Below are 20079 nucleotides of genomic sequence, written 5' to 3'. Positions count from 1 at the left end.
ACGATTCTTATAAAGCAAAGGCTATGCCATAAATTATTTAGCCTTAAAATTCAGATAATTACGCGGATGCGTGGCGACAAAAAGATTGAAGATGGAGAAGGGCGCATAGTATTGACAAGCGGCATTGCACCATTATGGTGCAACGCGCATTGGGAAGGTGCAGTAAATCATAGAGAAGGAAACAATGCCCGCTGGTGGTGCAAAAATCAGGAAATCCCGCCAGCGGCACACACTGGCGGGCTCTCTTATGCTGGCTGAGCTTCCTCACGCGTAGCGGCAGCCAGTTCCTCACCCGCCAGTTGTAACTGATACATCTGGTAATAGCGGCCCTGCTGTTCCAGTAGCTGCTGATGATTCCCCTGCTCCACCGCCTGGCCATGATGCAGTACCAGAATCGAGTCCGCCTCAACGATGGTGGAAAGACGGTGTGCAATCACCACCAGCGTGGTGTGCTCGCGGATCAGGCGTAATGCACGCTGGATAGCCTGCTCCGTGCCAGAATCGATGTTCGCCGTGGCTTCGTCCAGGATCAGGATCTGTGGTGCCTGCACCAATACGCGCGCCATCGCCAACAATTGTTTCTGGCCGACGGACAGGTTATTCCCCTGCTCGCCCAAGCGCGTGTGAAGCCCTTGTGAAAATGAACGCACCAGCTCAGCCAGTTGTACCGCTTCCAGCGCCTGCCAGACGGCCTCTTCATCAATGTTACGCCCCAGCGTCACATTTGCCAGCACCGACTCGGCGATCACTACCGGATCCTGTTGCACCATGGCAATGCCCTGGCGCAATGTGCGGTGCGAAAGCGTGGACAATGGGCGCCCGTCAACCCGCACTTCGCCAGATTCTACCGGATAATACCCCATCAGCAGGTTGGCCAGCGTGCTCTTACCGCTGCCGGTATGCCCCACCAACGCCACAAAGCCACGCGACGGTACGCTCAGCGAGATATGCTGCAACACTTTTTGCAGATCGCGATAGGCAAAGCTCAGATCGTCAATCTCAATACTGCCGCTTGTCAGCGGGCGATCGTCTGCCCCGTAGCTCTGCTGGTGGCGATCCATCAAATCAAAAATACGTTCACCGGCCACCACCGCCTGCTGCAAGATCGACTGCTGCGAAGTCAACTCAATCAGCGGCTCATTCAAACGGCCAAGATAGTTGATAAAGGCGTACAACACCCCCACGCCGATCGCTCCTTCACCGCTGAAACCAAACAGCATCAGCAAGCCGCAGAGTACCAAGGCAGAAAACAGGCTGAGCAGTGGCCGCAGCAGAAAGCCATCCAGGCGCAGCGTCTGCATACGCGCTATGTAGTGTGAGCGGCTGGCGGCACTCATACGCTCGCCAAAACGCTTCTGCTGGCGAAACTGCTGGATCACCCCCATCCCGCTGATCACTTCGTTAAAGCCATCATTGATATCCGCCAGATAGCTGCGAACCCGGCGCACAATCGGCGTGCTGTAGTATTGATAGATCCACATCACCACCAGCACCGCCGGGAAGATACAGATCGCCACCAGCGCCATGCGCCAGTCGAGGCTGAACATCGCCACCAGCATCGCGCCGATCAACGCCGCGCTTTTCAGCACCGTGGCCACCACCATCACATACAGGTCTTTAATCACCTCGGTATCGTTGGTGACCCGCGATATCAGCTGCCCGACCGGTTGAGTATCAAAGGCGCTCAGCGGCTGACGCAGCGCCGCATCCATTACGTCGGTACGCAAGCGTTGCACGACCCCCACCGCGGCCCGATTGAACAACAAGGCCTGAAAATATTGCAGCGCAGCGGCCAGCAGTTCGAGCAGAACGTAAGCCACTGCCAGCCCACTGACAATCATCAGCGGCAGTTGCCCCTTGGCAACATAGTTATCGATAAAATAGCCGATCAGGATTGGCCCTGCGACTTCCGCCGCCGCCGCGATCCACAGCATCACCACCGCCAGCCCCAGCGGCTTACGGTAAGGTGAACCGTAAGTCAGCAGCCGCTTCAACGTTGGCCAGATCTTTTGCATCTTACTCATCAGCCAGCGCCTCCTCAGGGGTTTCCGGCGTTTCATCCAGCGCCGCTTCCAGTTGCTGGTAACGATACATATCGCGATACCAGCCAGGCTGCGCCGCCAGTGAGGTGTGCTGCCCACGCTGGGTAACCGTTCCCTGCTGCAATACCAGGATTTCACTGGCTTCAGTCAGGGCCGAAAGACGGTGCGCGCTGATTATTAGCGTGCGGTTTTGCCCCCAACTGCGCAGGTTATGCAGGATTTGGTGTTCCGTTCGGCCATCCACCGCAGAAAGCGCATCGTCAAGGATCAGGATCTCCGCCTCCAGCAGCAACGCCCGCGCAATGGAAATCCGCTGTTTCTGACCGCCGGACAACATCACGCCGCGCTCGCCCACTTCGGTTTCATACCCCTGCGGCAGACGCAGAATATCTTCATGCACGCTGGCCAGACGCGCGGCCTGCTCAATCTGCTCCTGCGTGGCCGCAGGGTTTCCGAGGGCAATGTTATTTGCCACGCTGTCGGAGAACAGGAACGGGGTCTGACTGACCACCGACAGGCGTGAACGCCACTGATCAAGTTTGATCTGGGTGAGCGGCAAACTGTGGTAACTGATTTGCCCATCATCAATATCGAACTGACGCTGAATTAAGGCCAGCAGCGTCGATTTCCCCGCACCTGTCGGCCCGCACAGGCCGAGCATTTGCCCTGGCTGCAGTTCCAGCGCAACATCGTGCAGTGCCGGCCTGGCGTTTTCCGGATAGTGAAACGCGTTGATCTTCACCGCCAACTGACCGCGAGCGGCAGGTAACTCAAGCTCGCCGTCTTTCACCGCCGGCGCTTCTTCCAGCAGGCTGCGGATGCGGCTATACGCCGCACTGCCACGCTCAACGATATTGAACATCCACGCCAATGCCAGCATCGGCCAGATCATCAGGCCGAGATACATGACAAAACTGGTGAGTTGACCCAGGGTGAGTGCCCCTTCGACCACCATCCAACTGCCGCCGCCGATCGCCAGCAGGTTGGAGGCACCGATGGCAATATAAATGGTGGGATTGAAACGCGCGTCAACGCGCGCCACGTGCATATTCTTCGCACCGGTCTGCGCCGCCACATCGGCAAACTGCCTGGATTGATGATCTTCCAGCCCAAAAGCTTTGATCATACGGATGCTGGTCATACTCTCCTGCGCCTGATCGTTCAGGCTGGAAAACGCTGCCTGCGCCGATTTAAAACGCTCATGCAGCTGATCGCCATAGTGCTTGATAGCGATCGCCATGATCGGCATCGGGATCAGCGAAAGCAGCGTCAGTTGCCAACTGATCTGCGTGCTCATTACCAGCAGCACCACCAGGCCCATCACCAGCGAATCCACCAGCGTCAGCACCCCCTCGCCGGCGGCAAACACCACGCGATCCACATCGTTGGTGGCCCGCGCCATCAGATCGCCGGTACGATGGCGCAGATAAAAAGCCGGATTCTGGCGGCTGAGCTGGTGATAGAAATTTTCACGCAGTTCCACCGCCAACTGATAGGACGCACCAAACAGCAGCACCCGCCACACATAGCGCAGCAGGTAAACCAGGATCGCGGTGCCGAGCATCAGCCCGAGCCAGGCCAGCAGTACGCGGGTAGACATCTGTTTGCTGGTCACGCCATCGACAATGATCCCCACCAGCTTGGGCGGCAGCAGTTGCAGAATGGCAATAATGATCAGCAGCAGCACCGCGCCAAGATAGCGGCGCCATTCGCGGCGGAAATACCAGCCGATTTGAGCAAATAATCTCACGCAGTTTTATTCCAGACAGGTAACGGTTTTCTCTTTTTTGCCTTAGCGGCAGACAATACTACCGGTAAAGCAGCTGCTCGGTGACGTTTTCACTCCGGCACTGGCAGCGCCGTGGTGTATTTGATTTTTTCCATCGCGAAGCTGGAGGTCACATCGATTAACCCTGGTACGCCGGTCACCAGGCGCTTGTAGAAGTTGTCATAGCTTTTCATATCGGCCACTTGAACCTGCATCAGGTAATCGTATTCCCCTGCCATGCGGTAAAATGCCAGCACTTCTGGCATCTGTGCCGTCAGTGCAACAAACTTCTGATACCACTCGCTGCTGTGCTGCTGGGTTTTAATCAGAACAAACGCCGTCAGCCCAAGCCCGAGTTTTTCATTATCCAGCAGCGCGACGCGTGCGCGAATGTAGCCTTCATCCTCCAGCCTTTTCAGCCGTTTCCAGCACGGGGTCGACGTCAGGTTCACTGCGTCGGCCAAAACCTGCAGCGATTGTGTACAGTCTTGTTGCAGCATGCACAGCAGTTTGCGGTCTGTTTTGTCTAACATAGCTCAATCCGGAGAAAATTTTTCTCCCATTAGGCGATTAAACAGGAAAAATGGCAATCCTTTTTTCCTGGTGAAACGCTATGCTACGCCATCAACCAGCCCCTATTCTGAGACCTGATGATGACAAACGCTTGGGTAAAATATGCTATCGGCGAAATAGAAGCGGATTTTCAACGCTCCGCCGACACGCACTTGATACGCCTGAACCTGCCGGAATTCCCCGGCATCTGCCTGTATCTGAAAGATGAAAGCACCCACCCTACCGGCAGCCTGAAGCACCGCCTGGCACGTTCGCTGTTCCTGTACGGCCTGTGTAACGGCTGGATCAACAAAGACACCACCATTATTGAAGCCTCTTCAGGCAGCACCGCGGTGTCAGAGGCTTATTTCGCCAGGCTGATAGGCCTGCCATTCATTGCCGTGATGCCTTCCTGTACCGCTCGGCGTAAGGTAGAGCAGATCGCGTTCTACGGTGGGCGCAGCCATTTCGTCGATCATGCGGCGCAGATTTATGCGGTTTCAGAAACGTTGGCAAAAGAGTTGAATGGCCACTATATGGATCAGTTCACCTTTGCGGAGCGGGCCACCGACTGGCGCGGTAATAACAACATTGCCGACAGTATTTTCCGCCAGATGGCGCGTGAACCCTACCCCATTCCCAAACATATCGTGATGAGCGCCGGTACCGGTGGTACCTCAGCCACACTGGGGCGCTATATTCGCTACCAAGGGCACGATACGCAGCTCACCGTGGTCGATCCGGAAAACTCGGTGTTCTACGACTGTTTCCACCACGGCGATCGCACCATTATCGGCAGCTGTGGCAGCCGTATTGAAGGTATTGGCCGCCCACGCGCTGAGCCCTCGTTTATCCCTTCAGTGATCGACAGCATGCTGCGCGTGCCGGATGCCGCCAGCGTGGCTACCATCCACTGGCTGGAAAGTGTTCTGGGCCGCAAGGTCGGAGCGTCTACCGGAACCAACGTTTGGGGCGCACTGCAGCGGGCAAAACAAATGCGCGAAAAAGGGGAACAGGGGGCGATCGTCACTCTGCTGTGCGACAGCGGAGAGCGCTACCTGGATACTTACTACAATCCAGAGTGGGTCAGCAATAATATCGGCGACCTGCGGCCTTATTTGACACAGTTGGCCAATCTGTAAACGACGGGAATAAAAAAGCCGGGTAGTCCTACTCAAGGTACTTGGAGTGGCAGCGTTGTCGGTTGCAACTTCAAGTCATAAGAGTAACCCGGCGGCTGTAAAGGCTCCTTTATACGGGGGTATAGGGGGAGCGTGGTGAACGCAGCCAATGTTGCAAATAGTGAGCCACCGCCTGTTTTTCGCAATGGCCGATAACCGGAAGATCGGGAAGCAGCGCTTTCAGCTGTGGTAACGCGTTCCCCATCACCACACCATGCCCCACGCTGGCCAACATTTCTTTGTCATTCATCGCATCGCCAAACGCCATACAGTCTGCCAACGTCATGCCTAAATGGCCGCTCAGTTTTTCCAATGCGGCACCTTTGTTGCAGCCCAGCGGTAATACCTCAAGACACTCGTAAGCCGAGAAACACAAATCAACACGCTGTGCAAAATGGGCGTGCAACTGCGCCTGCAGTTCAACCAAGGCGTCATGAGGGCCGCAGAAACAGACTTTGCTGTTGCCCAACGCTGGCAAGCGCTGCAAATCGGTCAGTTGGAAATGAAAACCGCTGAGATGATGAGCCTGCAACATTTCCGGCACCGCCAGATTGGTCAACCAACCTTCATCACGGAAAACGTGCAGGCTGGCAGGGGTCTGCCACTGGGTATGCAGCACCTCTTCGGCCACATCGGCTGGCAAATCCGTGGCATGCAGTTGCTGCCCCTGTTTGTCATAGACGCGCGTACCGTTGCCGGTGATGAGATACCCTTGCAAGCCCAGTTTCGCCATGATCGGCTGTGCATCCAGGTAATGCCGCCCGGTAGCAAAGGTCACCACCATGTCCCTGTCGATAAGCTGATTCAACGCGGCCAACGTTTCCGGCCCAATCCGATGATCGGGCGTCAGCAAAGTGCCATCCATATCAAAAGCAGCCAAACGATACATATAAACCTCTCAAGACATCTCACAGACAGCGCGCCGTACCGATATGCCTTAGAACGGTAGGCACTATGATAACCGCTACAGTATGTGATGGCATTTACGGAAGTAATAGTGAACAATTCAGAAAAATGCTTCCGGATTTATATTCAAGCCGTAGCTTGAAAGTTCAAGAGGATCGCTATGCGCCTGGTTCATCGCCTCAGTCAGTATCAACGTCTGTATCAGCAACTCGGTAGCGCCCCCGTAAACATCACCGTCGCGGAACTGGCGACCCTGTTTTATTGCAGCGAACGCCATGCGCGCACGCTGGTGCAACAGTTGCAGGAGCAGGGTTGGCTGAGCTGGCGCTCCCATGCCGGGCGCGGTAAACGTGCACAACTGCAATGCTTGAAAACGCCTGATGAATTGCGTGCCGCTCATTTGCAGCGTCTGTTGCAGATGGGCGATCATCAGGGTGCATTGGAAATGGCGCAGCTTGCCCCCCAGCATCTGCAGGAACTACTGAGCCCGCATCTTGGCGGCCAATGGCAAGAGGGCAGCCCTACGCTGCGTATCCCCTATTACCGTACGCTAGAGAAGCTCGATCCACTCACGCTCAGCGGCCGTGCCGAACAACACCTGGTCGCGACTCTGTATGCGGGTCTAACACGCTTCAATACCGGTTGCCCGCAACCTCAGCCGGATCTGGCTCATCATTGGCAGATCGGCAACGGCGGCTTGCAGTGGCAGTTCTTTCTGCGCAGCCAGTTGCGCTGGCATAACGGGGAACCTCTGACCGGCCAGCAGTTGCTGCAAACGTTAAACCGGTTGCAGCAACATCCGCGCAGCCAGCCGTTATTGAGCTGCGTGCAAACTATCAGTTTGCCGCATGCGCTGTGTATTCAGTTCGATCTGCATACGCCAGATTACTGGCTGGCGCACCGCTTGGCAGAATTACCCTGCCTGATGACCCATCCAGAACACCCCGAGCTTGGCGCAGGGCCGTTCAAGCTGGCCTTGAATGATCCGCAAATGGTGCGGCTGGAACAGCATCCTTACTACCATCTGCAACACCCTTATCTGGAAAGCATCGAATATTGGATCACTCCGGATTTGCTCACCAGCGGTAATGACACCAGTTGCCAGCACCCGGTGCGGATCACCATCGGCCAACAGGAAGAATTAGCCCAGGCACGGCCGGTACAGCGCAGCATGAGCCTGGGCTGGTGCTATCTGGCGATCAACCAGCGCCGTGGAGTGCTCAGTGAAGCCCAAGGGCAAAAGTTGTTGATGTTGATCCAACGCTCGGGGCTACTGGCTGACTTGCCTATCCCTAATAGCGTGATCACCCCAAGCCATGAAATGCTGCCTGGCTGGGCAATCCCCGAGCACCAGATGGATCAGGTTTCCCTCCCCACCAGATTAACTCTGCTTTACCACCCACCGGTTGAGCTTGCAACTCTGACACAGGCCTTGCAGCAGTTGCTGGCGCAACAGGGTTGTGAGTTAGAAGTGCATTATTACTCGGGCAAGCGCTGGCAAAGTACCGAGCAACTGGCGCAGGCCGACCTGTTACTGGCAGATAACCTGATTGGTGAAGCGCCGGAAGCCACGCTGGAAAGCTGGTTACGCCGCGATGTGCTCTGGCAAGGTATTCTGACGGAGGAAAACTGGCAGCGACAACAGCAGGTATTGCTGCATATTCAGCAAGTTCCGGATCAACAACGGCGCTACGACCTATTGAAAACCTACTATCAGCAACTGATGAAGGCGGCAATTCTGACGCCGCTGTTCCATTATCAATATCAGGTTAATGCGCCACCACGCATTCAGGGGGTGACCCTCACGGCTCACGGCTGGTTTGATTTTTGCCAGGCCTGGCTGCCGCCACCGTTAGCAGAGAATGAATGATAGCCTGGGCCTAGTCTGCTACCATCACCGCCGCCAGTGTTATTCCCCCTCTGTGATGCCAATAGCACGCGGCGGGATTAAACCAGCCGCCCGAGTGTGCATCGGGAATGGCTCCTCGACAGAAGGTTGATTCTATGAAACGCGCAGTCGTCGTTTTTAGCGGTGGACAAGACTCCACGACCTGCTTAATTCAGGCATTGCAGCAGTACGATGAAGTTCACTGCATCACGTTCGATTATGGCCAGCGCCATCGTGCCGAAATCGATATTGCTCAAAATCTGGCACAGAGGTTGGGTGCCAAGGCGCACAAAGTGTTAGATTCCAGATTACTCAATGAGCTAGCGATCAGCAGCCTGACTCGCGATAACATTCCGGTGCCCGCATTCGACAGCACGCAGGATGACGCGCTACCCAGCACCTTTGTGCCAGGGCGTAACATTCTGTTCCTGACCCTGGCGGCGATTTATGCCTATCAGGTAGAAGCTGAAGCGTTAATAACCGGCGTGTGTGAGACCGATTTCTCCGGTTATCCAGACTGCCGCGACGAGTTCGTTAAGGCGCTGAACAATGCTGTGGTGCTGGGCATCGCGCGCGATATCCGCTTCGAAACCCCCTTGATGTGGCTCAACAAGGCCGAAACCTGGGCACTGGCTGATTATTACCAGCAGTTAGAGCTTGTCCGCCAGGAGACGCTGAGCTGTTATAACGGTGTGCAAGGTGATGGCTGCGGTGCATGCGCGGCTTGCCACCTGCGCGCCAAGGGTTTGCACCAGTATCTTCAGGATAAAAGCAGCGTCATGACTAGCCTGAAACAGAAAACCGGGCTGATTTAAAAGCGCTGCTCGTCGCCATTTATGTAATACGGTCTATACCCTATGGATTTCAAGTTGCAGCCAACAACGCTGCAGCTTGAAAGACAACGGGTATATCAGGCCTGCATATCTTTCTGCTGTAACGCCATCAAATGCTCCCGCAACTCCCCTTCGATCGGCAACGCTTTTTGGGTTTTCAGATCGACACAGACAAACGTCAGTGTTGCATCCGCAACCGGTGAACCTTCAGGCTCAAGCGTCACCTGCTGGCTCAACACTCCGCTTTTGCCGTTCAGTTGCTGCATTTGGCTGTCAATGCGCAGCTTGTCACCCAGCACCGCTGGCCTGCGGTAATTGATATTGATGTTCACCACGATGAACGCAATATTATTCTGCGCCATCCAATGAAACGCATCCAGATTCTCCAGCCATTCCCAACGCGCCTCCTCCAGAAACTCCAAATAGCGGGCATTATTAACATGTTGATAAAAATCAAGATGGTAACCGCGAACTTTAATATAGGTATGCATAGTGAAACGGTCGCTCCTGCCACGGGTGATCATCGGTTAAAACGGGCGCACCGCGCCCTGACAAGTTTGGATTTACCCTCTTCATCAGCGATGAAACTGGTATGACCTGTAGAATGTAGCAGAGGAAAGCGGCTGCCTGGCTACTTTGCCACGCAGCCGCGATCGGGATCACATTTTCAGCCGAGCACGATTCTTTTCCAATAACGTTGGCCCGATTCCTGGTACCTCCTGTAATTGTTCAACCTGCGTAAAGGGCCCATTCTGTTCCCGGTACCGCACGATAGCCTCTGCTTTTTTCATCCCGACACCGTTTAATTTGCTGGCCAGTTCTTCAGCATCCGCATCATTGATACTGACCGTAGCTTCACCTTCGGAAGGTGCTTCAACGGCAGCCTGCCGCTCGGCTTTAGCCGGGCTTTGAGCCACCGGTTGAGGCGCTGGTGGCGCTTTTTCTGCGGCGCTTGCCGATGCCCCCACCAAGCTGAACAGAGCCGCCGCCAACAGGAACTTTACGGAATGAGAAAAACGGGTAATGCCTTTATTTTCGCTATGTTGCATGCTGTATCCTCCCTATGTTTAACAGCGAGGCTACCTTGCCGCAGCGGCAAATATTCAGCAAATGACAGATGTTAAATATGGAAAAGGCCGCGAAAGCGGCCTTGATGAATTACATTTTGTTGCAGAGAAATGCGGTGCTTATTGAGGTTGTTGCTCAGCGGCACCCATGGTAATTTTGGCTTCTTTACGCAGGTTTGACAGCAACGAATCGAGTGCAATACCTACCGCACTCTCCTGCATTTTGCTGACAAAGGCTTTCATCTCATCTGCCGGTAAAGTGCCAGGACGCACGGTATCCAACGCGATCAGCACCACGTTATCCTGACGATCCTGCGACATGCCATAAACGGACTTGCCATCCTGAGGATGAGGCAGCGAGAATATGCTTTCCACCAGTTGGCGATCTTCCGAGTTCCGCGTCATTTTCTGCACGCTGCCAAAGCTCAGGCCTGCCGCTTTCATCGCTTCATCGCCTTTACCCTGCTTCAGTTCAACCAACAGCTTCTCGCCCTGCAGCTTCGCTTCCTGCAGCGCTTTGTTGCGCTTCACCATCTCAGTAACGCGATCTTTCACCTTGTCAAACGGCTCAATGCCTTCTGGCTGGTGATTTGTCACACGGATAACAAACGCGCGATCGCCATCAACGGTGATCACATCGGAGTTACTGCCCGGTGCCCCATTCTCACCAATCAGTGAACCGTCAAAGATTGACTGCACAACAGGTTTAAAATTCAGCGCTGCCGGAACATTGTCGCGGGTAAACCAGTCGCTTTGCACCGCTTTAACGCCGGCGGCTTCTTCCGCCGAAGCCAGGGATTCATTGTCGCTGGTGGCAGCTTCGCTCACCTTCTGCTGCAATGCATAGTAGGCATCAACCGCTTTTTCCTGCTTCACCTGTTTGCTGATGGCATCATGCACTTCACTTAATGGCTTCACCACCGCCGGTTTGATATCGTTCAAACGGACAATCAGATAACCCACCGAAGATTTCACCACGCCGGATATCTGGCCTTTCTCTGTCAGATTGGCCTGTTTCAGTTCATCAGCGGTCGTTTCCGGCTCAAGCCAACCCAGCACACCGCCATCGCGGCGTGAAATGATGTCGGTAGATTTCTCTTTCGCCAGCGTGGCAAAGTCGGCGCCGTTTTTCAGCTCATCCAGAACCGCCTTGGCATCCGCTTCGGTTTTCAGCTGGATCACACTGTAATTTCTGCGTTCCGGCTGGCCGTAATTGCTCTGATGCTGGTCGTAATAGGCACTGATATCCGCTTCGCTAACCGTTACTTTGTCTTGCAGTGCGGCAGCATCCAGCGCAATAAAGCTCACCTTCACCTTTTCTGGTGCGATGAAGCTGTTCTGGTTCTGTTCGTAATACGCTTTCAGCTCATCGTCTGTCGCGGTCTGCTTAGCCAGCAGCGCTTTAAGATCGATCGTCGCCAAACGCACATCGCGCTCCTGCAACATCAGGGCAGCCATGGCCTGAGACTCGGCTGGCAGTATAAAACCGGAACCCCCAAAGCTCTGGAGCAGTTGCTGATTAATCAGTTGCTGACGCATGGATTGCGCATAATTATCGGCGCTGTAACCCATACGGGTAATCAGATCGAGATATTTGGCGTTATCGAATTGGCCGTCAGTCTGGAAGTAAGGCGCCTTACGGATAGCGTCCTTCACCTGTTCGTCACTCGCGTTCAGGTTTAACTTTTTGGCATACTGATCGAGCAGCATGTTGTCAATCAACTGCGACAGCACCTGATGGCGCAGTTGCTGCATGTAACCTTCGTTCCCCGCCAGCGCGGAAAACTGGTCACCCAACTGCTGCTGCATGCGACTACGCTCACTCTGGAAAGCCTGCTCCAGTTGAGCACGTTCGATGACCTGGCCATTGACTTTCGCCGCATAATCGCCGGAACCGCCGGTCAGGTAGCTACCCACCCCTGTCAGAACAAATGACAAGATGATCAGGGCCAGGATGATTTTTAGCACGATGTTGTTAGCAGCCGCGCGTAAATTGTCCATCATAGTGTGACAACACTCCGCTGTGATGTGGATTAAAAACCCTTGTGCAGGCGCGTTCCCTGCGACAAAAATAAAAAAAGCGCATCAATCTGATGCGCCTTATATCTTACCTCACCAGCACCGCTGCGTCAGGTGATTGTTTATGTGTTGCTAATCGTTTCGACGCGGTAATCAGTTCACGGCGTCTTTCAACGCTTTTCCTGCACGGAATGCCGGAACCTTGGCTGCCGCAATTTTGATCTCTTTACCGGTTTGTGGGTTACGACCGGTACGAGCTGAACGCTCACGCACGGTGAAAGAACCGAAACCAACCAGAGCTACGTCATCCCCTTCTTTCAAGGATTCGGTAACGGATGCAATAATTGCATCTAAAGCACGTCCGGCTGCCGCTTTAGAAATATCAGCGCCTGCGGCAATTTTGTCGATCAGTTGTGACTTATTCACTCTATCATCCCCTCTAGAATTCAAACGTCGCACCGGAAAACCCTACGGCTGCGACAGCGCAGCTGTTATATCAATCCCGTCGTGCCTTGGCAAGCCACCAAACAGCAGCAAAACGCGGCATGACAGCGATCTAACTTAGCGGCACATAAAAATACTGGCAAGTCCGAAATGGCTTGCCAGCATAAGTTTTATCAATGGTTTTTGCGATCCGTCACTATTTTACCGCGACAGGCTGCGCACCGAAGGCCGGGTTCTGCAACGCAATATTCAAAACTTCATCAATTTTCTGCACCGGATGAATCTCCAGGTCAGCGATGACGTTATCAGGGATCTCTTCCAGATCGCGCTTGTTCTCATAAGGGATCAGCACGGTTTTGATACCACCACGGTGAGCAGCCAGCAGCTTCTCTTTCAGGCCACCAATCGGTAATACCTGCCCACGCAGGGTGATCTCACCGGTCATTGCCACATCGGCACGTACCGGGTTGCCGGTCAGGCAGGACACCAAGGCCGTGCACATGGCAATACCCGCACTTGGGCCGTCTTTCGGCGTTGCTCCTTCAGGAACGTGCACGTGGATGTCGCGCTTTTCATAGAAATCCGCGTTAATACCCAGTTTTTCAGCACGGGCCCGCACTACGGTCAGCGCTGCCTGGATTGATTCCTGCATCACCTCTCCCAAAGAACCGGTATAGGTCAGTTTGCCCTTGCCAGGCACACAGGCGGTTTCGATAGTCAGCAGATCGCCGCCCACTTCCGTCCATGCCAGCCCAGTGACCTGACCTACGCGGTTTTCCGTATCGGCACGGCCATAGTCGACGCGCTGAACGCCAAGGTAATCTTTCAGGTTGTCGCCATTGATCTCAATGTGCTTGAGCGTTTTATCCATCAACAGCGATTTCACCGCTTTGCGGCACAGCTTGGAGATCTCACGCTCCAGGCTACGTACCCCGGCTTCGCGGGTGTAATAACGGATAATGCCGATAATGGCACTGTCATCAACCGTCAGTTCACCTTTTTTCAGCGCATTACGCTCAAGCTGTTTCGGCAGCAGGTGCTGTTTGGCAATGTTCAGTTTTTCGTCTTCGGTGTAGCCGGAAAGACGGATCACCTCCATACGATCCAGCAACGGTGCCGGGATGTTCATTGAGTTTGAAGTAGCAACAAACATCACGTCCGACAGATCGTAATCCACTTCCAGATAGTGATCGTTGAACGCCACGTTCTGTTCCGGATCCAACACTTCCAGCAGCGCTGAAGCGGGATCGCCACGCATGTCGGATGACATTTTGTCGATCTCATCCAACAGGAACAGCGGGTTTTTCACCCCCACCTTGGCCATCTTCTGGATCAGCTTACCCGGCATGGAGCCGATGTAAGTACGGCGGTGACCGCGGATTTCCGCCTCATCACGCACGCCACCCAACGCCATACGTACATACTGCCGACCGGTGGCTCGGGCGATCGACTGCCCCAGCGAGGTTTTACCCACGCCCGGAGGCCCCACCAGACACAGGATCGGGCCTTTGATTTTGCTGACACGGCTCTGAACGGCAAGATACTCAAGGATGCGATCTTTGACCCGCTCTAGGCCGTAGTGATCGGTATCGAGCACTTCCTGCGCTTTGACCAGATCTTTTTTCACCTTACTACGCGCATTCCATGGCACCTGCAGCATCCAATCGATATAACCGCGCACCACGGTCGCTTCCGCTGACATCGGCGACATCATTTTCAGCTTCTGCAGTTCCGCTTCGGTTTTCTCGCGGGCTTCTTTCGGCATTTTTGCCGCTTCAATTTTACGCTTCAGCGCTTCATGTTCGTCCGGCGCATCGTCCATTTCGCCCAGTTCTTTCTGGATGGCCTTCATCTGCTCATTCAGATAGTACTCGCGCTGGCTCTTTTCCATCTGTTTCTTGACGCGGTTACGGATACGTTTCTCAACCTGCAGCAGATCGATTTCCGACTCCATCATCGCCATCAGGTACTCAAGACGCTCGGTGATATCAAACATCTCCAGCACCGACTGCTTGTCGCTGAGCTTCAGCGGCATGTGTGCAGCGATGGTATCCGCCAGGCGCGCAGCATCGTCGATGCTGTTCAGTGAAGTCAGCACCTCCGGTGGAATTTTTTTATTCAGCTTGATGTAGCCTTCAAACTGATTGATTGCGGTACGCACCAGCACTTCTTGCTCACGCTCGTCGATCGCAGGTGACTCAAGGTATTCGGCCTTGGCAGCAAAGTGCTCACCGCTATCGGAAAGCGTGGTAATGCGCGCACGCTGCAGGCCTTCCACCAGCACTTTCACCGTGCCATCTGGCAGCTTCAGCATCTGCAAAATCGACGCTACGGTGCCGACAGAGAATAAATCGTTAATGCCAGGTTCATCCGTTGAGGCCTCTTTCTGTGCCACCAGCATGATCTTTTTATCGTGATCCATTGCGGCTTCGAGGCACCGAATCGATTTTTCCCGGCCAACAAATAACGGGATCACCATGTGCGGATAAACCACCACGTCGCGCAATGGCAGAACGGGGATTTCAATGCGTTCGGAACGCTCAGGGTTCATAGAGCTCTCTCTTAGTTTAATTTCCGCCAGGTTGAGGGGGAATCTCATGAGACGCCAGCATCAAACGTTTCACAAAATCTGGATTATGAGTATATGGGGATGAATCTCTTACATTCAACGGCAAGAATGTATGGAAAAAGAAATGGGGGATAAAATCCCCCATTTTGCTAATAACTTTCTGGTTCGACTGGTTAATTATTCACCAGACGCCTGTGCTTCCGGCTTACCGTAGATCAGCAGCGGTTTGGAATGACCGGAGATCACCGACTCGTCGATCACCACTTTGTCCACGCTCTCCAGCGACGGCAGGTCATACATGGTGTCCAGCAGTGCGCCTTCAACGATAGAACGCAGGCCACGAGCCCCGGTTTTGCGCGTCATGGCTTTCTTGGCGATGGCGTTCAGCGCTTCGTCACGGAACTCCAGCTCCACCCCTTCCAGATTGAACAATGCCTGATACTGTTTGGTCAGGGCATTCTTCGGCTCTTTCAGGATTTGGATCAGCGCTTCTTCACTCAGTTCACTCAGCGTAGCTACAACTGGCAGACGGCCGATAAATTCCGGGATAAGACCAAATTTGATCAGATCTTCCGGTTCAGCCTGCAGCAGCAGTTCGCCTTCGGTCGCTTTTTCAGATTCCCCCTTAACGGTGGCACCAAAGCCAATACCGGTACCGGTATTCACTCGCTGACCGATCACTTTATCCAAGCCAGCAAAGGCCCCGCCACAGATAAACAGGATCTTGGAGGTATCAACCTGCAGGAACTCCTGCTGTGGATGCTTACGCCCCCCCTGAGGTGGCACCGCAGCAATGGTACCTTCGATCAGCTTCAGCAACGCCTGCTGCACGCCCTCGCCCGATACGTCACGGGTGATGGAAGGGTTGTCTGACTTGCGGGAAATCTTATCGATCTCATCAATGTAGACAATGCCGCGCTGCGCTTTCTGCACGTCATAGTCACATTTCTGCAGCAGCTTCTGGATAATATTTTCCACGTCCTCACCCACATAGCCGGCTTCGGTCAACGTGGTGGCATCGGCCATGGTGAAAGGCACATCCAGAAGGCGCGCCAGGGTTTCTGCCAGCAGGGTTTTACCGCTACCGGTCGGGCCAATCAGCAGAATATTGCTTTTGCCCAACTCGACGCCGTTGCTGCTATCACCATTGCGCAAACGCTTATAGTGGTTGTACACCGCCACTGCCAGAACTTTCTTCGCCTGCTCCTGGCCAATGACATAGTCATCCAGATGGTGGCGGATCTCGTGTGGTGTCGGCAATGAATTGCGCTCGCGATGCGGGGCAACTTCTTTAATCTCTTCGCGAATAATGTCGTTACACAGATCAACACATTCATCGCAGATATACACTGACGGCCCGGCAATCAGCTTACGCACTTCATGCTGGCTTTTGCCGCAGAAAGAGCAGTACAGCAATTTGCCTGAACCGTCTTTGCGCTTATCTGTCATGAGTCAAACCTCTTATTTTGTCTTTGTCCCGCAGGAATTTACGGCGGCGGTGCGCCCAAACGTTATACCGGGAACGCCGATAACACTGTTCAGCGCGAGCGTAGCTCACTCTGAATACTATAGTCTATCGGCTCGCACTTATACTTCGCCAGCCGCATGGTTCTAGCTGCGGTGCGTCAGAATACCGTCTACCAGACCGTATTCTACCGATTCTTCTGCGGTCATAAAGCGATCGCGTTCGGTGTCACGTTCGATCTGTTCCAGCGATTGACCGGTATGCTGCGCCATCAGTTCATTCATGCGTGCTTTCACTTTGAGAATTTCGCGCGCATGGATTTCGATATCTGTCGCCTGCCCTTGATAGCCACCCAGCGGCTGGTGGATCATCACTCTGGAGTTCGGCAGACAGAAACGCTTGCCTTTGGTGCCCGCAGTCAACAGGAATGAGCCCATAGAACAGGCCTGGCCCATACAGATCGTGCTGACGTCCGGCTTGATAAACTGCATGGTGTCATAAATGGACATCCCCGCAGTGATCACACCACCCGGTGAGTTAATATACAGGAAAATGTCTTTTTCCGGGCTTTCTGCTTCGAGGAACAACATCTGCGCCACGATCAGGTTAGCCATATGGTCTTCTACCTGACCGGTCAGGAAAATAATACGCTCTTTAAGCAGGCGGGAATAGATATCGTAAGAGCGCTCCCCGCGTGAAGTCTGCTCTACCACCATTGGCACCAGTGCCATGTTAGGTGCAAATTGATCTCGTTCGCCACTGTATGACATTACCGTCTCCTAATAGAAATTGCCTTGGCGCCATTATCTGTCGATTCTACTTTAGAACGCTCACCATGACTACGCTCAAGCAAAGACAGACTTCACGCTCATCTGACGGCGTGATCATTAAAACAGCCCATACTGTTGTTGAAGTGGGGGGCCACAGACAGAATTCAAGCCCGGTGAACCTTTTTCACCCGCATCCTTATGTAGCAGGGCAGCCCACAACCCGTTTTCCACTGCCGTCTGCACCCGGTAACACAATAAATATAGTGCATATTGCCACAGTGAACCTGAGATTAATCAGTCACGTGGCAAAAGAAAAGCCCGTAACCAAAGTTACGGGCTTTGCACAACGTAGAATATTTGCTGGCACAACGCATTGTGCCGCTACGTTCAACTGGTGATTACGCCTGTTGAGGCTGGTTCATCAGTTCGCTGAAAGTCGTCGCTTTTTCAGACACTTTCGCTTTCGCCAGCAGGGCTTCAACCGCTTGTTCTTCCAGAGCCACGTTACGCATGTTGTTCATCAGCTCTTTGTTTTTGCTGTAGAACTCGATAACTTCGCTTGGATCTTCATAGGCAGAAGCCATTTCTTCGATCAGGGCTTTCACGCGCTCTTCGTCAGCTTTCAGCTCGTTAGTGCTGATCACTTCGCCCAGCAGCAAGCCAACAACAACGCGACGTTTAGCCTGCTCTTCGAACAGTTCACGTGGCAGCTCCAGCGCTTGCTTCTCGTTACCGCCGAAACGCTGTGCAGCCTGACGGCGCAGAACGTCGATTTCGCCGTCGATCAACGCAGCAGGAACGTCGATTTCGTTAGCACTGACAAGACCGTCGATAGCCTGAGACTTGATGCGGTTACGCACGGCGCCTTTCAGTTCGCGCTCCATGTTTTTACGCACTTCGGCACGCAGGCCTTCGATAGAACCATCAGCCACACCGAAACGTTTGATGAATTCTTCGGTCAGTTCTGGCAGTTCGCGCTCTTCAACTTTCTTCAGCACGATAGCAAACTTGGCCGCTTTACCCTTCAGGTTTTCTGCGTGGTAATCTTCTGGGAAGTTAACGTCGATGGTGAATTCTTCACCCGCTTTGTGCCCAACCAGGCCTTCTTCGAAACCTGGGATCATACGGCCCTGGCCCATCGCCAGTACGAAGTCAGACGCTTTACCGCCTTCAAACTCTTCGCCATCGATAGAACCAGAGAAATCAACGGTCACACGATCTTCAGCAGTGACTGCACGATCGGTCTCTTTCCAGGTTGCCTGCTGCTTGCGCAGAGTCTCCAGCATAGTGTCAACATCAGCGTCGTTAACTTCAACGATCGGTTTCTCAACTTCAATGCTTTCCAAGCCTTTCAGCTCAATTTCTGGATATACTTCGAATTCAACGGCGAAAGCAAAATTTTCGCCTTCTTTGTACTCGCCTGGAACGTAGTTTGGTGCACCAGCCGGGTTAATTTTTTCTTTGATGATGGCGTCAACAAAGTTGCGCTGCATCAGTTCGCCCAGCACGTCCTGACGAACAGAAGCACCATAACGCTGTTCAACGATATTCATCGGCACTTTGCCTTTACGGAAACCGTCGATACGTACGTTTTTCGCTGCGTTGATCAGCTCTTTCTTCACCGCTTGCTTGATAACATCAGCGGGTACAGTAATAGAGAGACGGCGCCCAAGGCCTTGAGTGGTTTCTACTGAAACTTGCATCTTGTTACCTCAAAAAAATCACAGTGCTCGGTCAACTCCGTTCCAAAAACCAGGATGGCTACATTATAGAACCGAGTTTCCTGATGTCAGAAGCGTCCCGAAACCATTCCGGAAAAATAAGACGCGACATTATAGCGGCGCATGCGTAACGAGTCGAGGATGGCAAGGTGGCACGGGTGCGTTAAAAATCACATTTTTGCCGGTTTTCCACCCAAAGCACCTTTGAGCCCAGGCCATCAGAGCTGCATTCCACATCGACTTTGTCGTCATCAAAAACAACAACGGCCCGTAGGCCGTTGCAAAATTCGCCAGTAGTAATACCTTAAATCCAGGTGAAAGTTCCACTGATACCGTAAATTTTAGCCATCACGCCACGGTTCCGGCACCACGGCAAGGCGGTGAGGCGGGTACCGTATCCTGCAACCCTTCCCACTCTTTGAGGGTATAAGTATGTAACGCCAGCGCATGCACGCCGTCCGCCAGCTCCTGCGCCAATACGGTATAAATGGAGCGATGGCGCGTCAAAAAGCGCTCGCCGACAAAGCGATCGCTAACGATCACCACTTTAAAATGACTCTCTGAACCCGCTGGCACGTTATGGCGGTAACTTTCGTCCACCACATCCAGATACGCGGGCTCAAATGCCGCCCTTAATTTTGTTTCTATTTGCTCGCGAATCATCGGTTCTTCTCCTCACAACACTGGCGCACTATACCCTACCCACCTAGTTCATATTAGCCGTTTCTGCCCTTGCGAGAATCTTCCCGGTTTAAATTTCTCCGCCCTGCATGGAGAACAATGCCAACATAGCGTACAACCGAGAGTTTATCCGATTGAGTTGAGCGAAAAAGCATGTTTTTATCAACTCTGGG

16 protein-coding genes are annotated in these 20079 nt (G+C 53.6%); 3 read left to right on the top strand and 13 right to left on the bottom strand.

Translation table 11 applies throughout. The features are described from left to right. Positions 1-245 precede the first annotated feature (245 nt). The 3 genes from BMI79_RS03700 to BMI79_RS03690 form a co-directional block, all read right to left on the bottom strand. Entirely contained in the window at positions 246-2024 is a 1779-nt protein-coding gene (locus tag BMI79_RS03700) for a SmdB family multidrug efflux ABC transporter permease/ATP-binding protein (RefSeq protein WP_076940563.1), read from the bottom strand. Further along, entirely contained in the window at positions 2017-3792 is a 1776-nt protein-coding gene (locus BMI79_RS03695) for a SmdA family multidrug ABC transporter permease/ATP-binding protein (RefSeq protein WP_076940561.1), read from the bottom strand. Before BMI79_RS03695 ends, BMI79_RS03700 begins: the two co-directional genes overlap by 8 nt. 89 nt (positions 3793-3881) lie before the next feature. Beyond that, positions 3882-4343 carry an Lrp/AsnC family transcriptional regulator gene (locus BMI79_RS03690; RefSeq protein ID WP_076940559.1) on the bottom strand — a complete coding sequence of 154 codons (462 nt, stop codon included), beginning with the start codon at positions 4341-4343 and terminating at the stop codon, positions 3882-3884. A 120-nt stretch (positions 4344-4463) separates the two neighbouring features. Here BMI79_RS03690 and BMI79_RS03685 point away from each other — a divergent pair, with 120 nt between their 5' ends. Further along, the gene (locus BMI79_RS03685) at positions 4464-5504 is read left to right on the top strand and encodes a PLP-dependent cysteine synthase family protein (protein ID WP_076940557.1); all 1041 of its coding nucleotides are present in this window, start codon (positions 4464-4466) and stop codon (positions 5502-5504) included. A 109-nt stretch (positions 5505-5613) separates the two neighbouring features. Here BMI79_RS03685 and cof read toward each other — a convergent pair whose 3' ends face one another. After that, entirely contained in the window at positions 5614-6432 is an 819-nt protein-coding gene (cof, locus tag BMI79_RS03680) for an HMP-PP phosphatase (RefSeq protein ID WP_076940556.1), read from the bottom strand. Between the two features lie 177 nt (positions 6433-6609). Here cof and BMI79_RS03675 point away from each other — a divergent pair, with 177 nt between their 5' ends. Together BMI79_RS03675 and queC are read left to right on the top strand one after the other, a co-directional pair. Continuing rightward, positions 6610-8319: an SgrR family transcriptional regulator gene (locus tag BMI79_RS03675; protein ID WP_076940554.1), complete on the top strand. Its 1710-nt coding sequence runs from the start codon at positions 6610-6612 to the stop codon at positions 8317-8319. Between the two features lie 134 nt (positions 8320-8453). Beyond that, on the top strand, positions 8454-9152 hold the full coding sequence (gene queC / locus BMI79_RS03670; RefSeq protein ID WP_076940552.1) for a 7-cyano-7-deazaguanine synthase QueC: 699 nt from the start codon (positions 8454-8456) through the stop codon (positions 9150-9152). Positions 9153-9247: 95 nt separating this feature from the next. Here the strand turns inward: queC and BMI79_RS03665 are convergent, their stop codons facing one another. The 9 genes from BMI79_RS03665 to bolA all read right to left on the bottom strand — a co-directional run bounded on the left by BMI79_RS03665 (position 9248) and on the right by bolA (position 19888). Beyond that, positions 9248-9661 (bottom strand): YbgC/FadM family acyl-CoA thioesterase, encoded by a 414-nt coding sequence (locus BMI79_RS03665; protein WP_076940550.1) that lies wholly within the window; start codon positions 9659-9661, stop codon positions 9248-9250. 168 nt (positions 9662-9829) lie between these two features. After that, positions 9830-10219, bottom strand: coding sequence for a ComEA family DNA-binding protein (locus BMI79_RS03660; RefSeq protein WP_076940548.1), 390 nt, complete (start codon positions 10217-10219; stop codon positions 9830-9832). 138 nt (positions 10220-10357) lie between these two features. Beyond that, the gene (ppiD, locus tag BMI79_RS03655) at positions 10358-12241 is read right to left on the bottom strand and encodes a peptidylprolyl isomerase (protein ID WP_076940546.1); all 1884 of its coding nucleotides are present in this window, start codon (positions 12239-12241) and stop codon (positions 10358-10360) included. 168 nt (positions 12242-12409) lie between these two features. After that, positions 12410-12682 (bottom strand): nucleoid-associated protein HU-beta, encoded by a 273-nt coding sequence (gene hupB, locus BMI79_RS03650; RefSeq protein WP_024913884.1) that lies wholly within the window; start codon positions 12680-12682, stop codon positions 12410-12412. A 214-nt stretch (positions 12683-12896) separates the two neighbouring features. After that, positions 12897-15251 (bottom strand): endopeptidase La, encoded by a 2355-nt coding sequence (lon, locus tag BMI79_RS03645; RefSeq protein ID WP_076940544.1) that lies wholly within the window; start codon positions 15249-15251, stop codon positions 12897-12899. A 195-nt stretch (positions 15252-15446) separates the two neighbouring features. Beyond that, complete coding sequence (clpX, locus tag BMI79_RS03640) at positions 15447-16718, bottom strand: ATP-dependent protease ATP-binding subunit ClpX (protein WP_076940542.1); 1272 nt, start codon at positions 16716-16718, stop codon at positions 15447-15449. Positions 16719-16880: 162 nt separating this feature from the next. Continuing rightward, a complete protein-coding gene (clpP, locus tag BMI79_RS03635) occupies positions 16881-17504 on the bottom strand; it encodes an ATP-dependent Clp endopeptidase proteolytic subunit ClpP (RefSeq protein WP_037394628.1) in 624 nt (207 codons plus the stop codon). A gap of 398 nt (positions 17505-17902) precedes the next feature. After that, positions 17903-19207, bottom strand: coding sequence for a trigger factor (gene tig, locus BMI79_RS03630; protein WP_076940540.1), 1305 nt, complete (start codon positions 19205-19207; stop codon positions 17903-17905). 366 nt (positions 19208-19573) lie between these two features. Then, entirely contained in the window at positions 19574-19888 is a 315-nt protein-coding gene (gene bolA, locus BMI79_RS03620) for a transcriptional regulator BolA (protein WP_076940538.1), read from the bottom strand. Between the last annotated feature and the right edge of the window lie 191 nt (positions 19889-20079).

Origin of the sequence: Serratia oryzae, assembly GCF_001976145.1 — a bacterium.
GTDB classification, from domain to species: domain Bacteria; phylum Pseudomonadota; class Gammaproteobacteria; order Enterobacterales; family Enterobacteriaceae; genus Chania; species Chania oryzae.
The sequence above is the reverse complement of the archived record's forward strand: the minus strand, read 5'-3'. Positions and strand labels throughout refer to the sequence as shown.

Excerpts from the sequence above, each read along its gene's own strand:
- BMI79_RS03700 (WP_076940563.1), bottom strand. The coding sequence starts at position 2,024 with ATGAGTAAGATGCAAAAGATCTGGCCAACGTTGAAGCGGCTGCTGACT.
- BMI79_RS03685 (WP_076940557.1), top strand. The coding sequence starts at position 4,464 with ATGACAAACGCTTGGGTAAAATATGCTATCGGCGAAATAGAAGCGGAT.
- clpX (WP_076940542.1), bottom strand. The coding sequence starts at position 16,718 with ATGACAGATAAGCGCAAAGACGGTTCAGGCAAATTGCTGTACTGCTCT.
- lon (WP_076940544.1), bottom strand. The coding sequence starts at position 15,251 with ATGAACCCTGAGCGTTCCGAACGCATTGAAATCCCCGTTCTGCCATTG.
- BMI79_RS03690 (WP_076940559.1), bottom strand. The coding sequence starts at position 4,343 with ATGTTAGACAAAACAGACCGCAAACTGCTGTGCATGCTGCAACAAGAC.
- clpP (WP_037394628.1), bottom strand. The coding sequence starts at position 17,504 with ATGTCATACAGTGGCGAACGAGATCAATTTGCACCTAACATGGCACTG.
- ppiD (WP_076940546.1), bottom strand. The coding sequence starts at position 12,241 with ATGATGGACAATTTACGCGCGGCTGCTAACAACATCGTGCTAAAAATC.
- BMI79_RS03665 (WP_076940550.1), bottom strand. The coding sequence starts at position 9,661 with ATGCATACCTATATTAAAGTTCGCGGTTACCATCTTGATTTTTATCAA.
- bolA (WP_076940538.1), bottom strand. The coding sequence starts at position 19,888 with ATGATTCGCGAGCAAATAGAAACAAAATTAAGGGCGGCATTTGAGCCC.
- BMI79_RS03675 (WP_076940554.1), top strand. The coding sequence starts at position 6,610 with ATGCGCCTGGTTCATCGCCTCAGTCAGTATCAACGTCTGTATCAGCAA.
- tig (WP_076940540.1), bottom strand. The coding sequence starts at position 19,207 with ATGCAAGTTTCAGTAGAAACCACTCAAGGCCTTGGGCGCCGTCTCTCT.
- BMI79_RS03660 (WP_076940548.1), bottom strand. The coding sequence starts at position 10,219 with ATGCAACATAGCGAAAATAAAGGCATTACCCGTTTTTCTCATTCCGTA.
- cof (WP_076940556.1), bottom strand. The coding sequence starts at position 6,432 with ATGTATCGTTTGGCTGCTTTTGATATGGATGGCACTTTGCTGACGCCC.
- queC (WP_076940552.1), top strand. The coding sequence starts at position 8,454 with ATGAAACGCGCAGTCGTCGTTTTTAGCGGTGGACAAGACTCCACGACC.